The sequence below is a fragment of the Mycolicibacterium sp. XJ2546 genome, assembly GCF_053483195.1.
This window is the reverse complement of sequence record NZ_JBEFRW010000041.1, coordinates 1-1,479: the sequence shown is the minus strand read 5'-3', so window position 1 is coordinate 1,479 and position 1,479 is coordinate 1. Positions and strand designations below refer to the sequence as shown.

Sequence of the window (1,479 nt, the reverse complement as noted above, 5' to 3'; positions counted from 1 at the left end):
GGGTAAGTCCCCTGGGGTGGTGGGGTTTCGGGCGTGAGGCGACCGGGCTGGGACCGACCTTGAGGTGTGTCGTTGAGCCTCTTGAAGTGGGGCATCGCGTAGTGGTCATTGAGTTACCGACCAAAGTGACTCAAGTAAAGGACGCACCACGCGATGACCCAGGACCATTCTGCCTTGCTCGCCCAGCTCGATGCGCTCAAGTCCGCGGACGCGGGCGCGGTGTTCGCCGAGTTGATCCGTGCTGGACTTCAGGCGTTGATCGAAGCCGAGGCAGCTGAGGCGATCGGCGCCGGCCGCTATCAACGCAGCGAGCAACGCAACACACACCGCAATGGGCATCGGGCCAAGACGGTGTCGACGACATCCGGGGACATCGAGGTCAAGATCCCCAAGCTGCGCGCCGGCTCGTTCTTCCCCTCGCTGCTCGAGCGGCGCCGCCGCATCGACAAAGCGCTGCACGCGGTGATCATGGAGGCCTACGTCCACGGGGTCTCCACCCGCCACGTCGATGACCTGGTCGCCGCCCTCGGCGTCGGCTCGGGGGTCTCCAAGTCCGAGGTTTCGCGTATCTGCGCCGGCCTCGACAAAGAGATCGAGGCGTTTCGCACCCGCAGTCTGACCCACACCCAATTCCCCTACGTGTTCTGCGATGCCACGTTCTGCAAGGTCCGCGTCGGGGCCCATGTGGTGTCCCAAGCGCTGATCGTGGCCACCGGGGTGTCCATCGACGGCACCCGTGAAGTACTCGGGACTGCCGTGGGTGACAGTGAATCCTTCGAGTTCTGGCGCGAGTTTTTGGGCTCGCTCAAAGCGCGCGGGCTGGCCGGGGTGCATCTGGTGATCTCTGATGCCCACGCGGGCCTAAAAGCCGCCGTAGCACAGCAGTTCGCCGGATCATCGTGGCAACGCTGCCGGGTGCATTTCATGCGCAACCTGCACGGCGCGGTCGCGGCCAAACATGCCCCGGCGGTCACGGCGGCGGTCAAGACGATCTTCGCCCACACCGATCCCGCCGAGGTCGACGCCCAATGGGATCAGGTCGCCGACACCCTCTCGGCGAGCTTTCCGAAAATCTCGACGATGATGGATGAGGCCAAAACCGATGTGTTGGCGTTCACCGCGTTCCCGCGGGCGCACTGGCAAAAGATCTGGTCGAACAACCCCATCGAACGGCTCAATAAAGAAATCAAACGCCGCGCCGATGTCGTGGAGATCTTCCCCAACCCCGCCGCGTTCCTGCGACTGGCGACCGCCGTGGTCATCGAAGCCCACGACGAATGGCAAGTCACCCGCCGCTACCTCTCCGACATCTCGATGGTCGAGCTGCGCAAAGTCATCGCCGCCAAACAGGCCGCCGCCGAACCCGCCACTAAAGCACTCGCCGAACAACGCCAAATCGCCTAGCATTCACCCCGACTCGTTGATCACTACGCGTGCACCCACGCCGATCCGAAGTCCACCACACCACTGGACTCTGTC

The 1,479-nt window shown here is 63.8% G+C and carries 1 protein-coding gene; it reads left to right on the top strand.

Annotated features, from left to right (window positions below; translation table 11 throughout):
* Nucleotides 1–153 precede the first annotated feature (153 nt).
* On the top strand, nt 154–1,404 hold the full coding sequence (locus ABQE44_RS25720; RefSeq protein WP_448432637.1) for an IS256 family transposase: 1,251 nt from the start codon (nt 154–156) through the stop codon (nt 1,402–1,404).
* Nucleotides 1,405–1,479 lie beyond the last annotated feature (75 nt).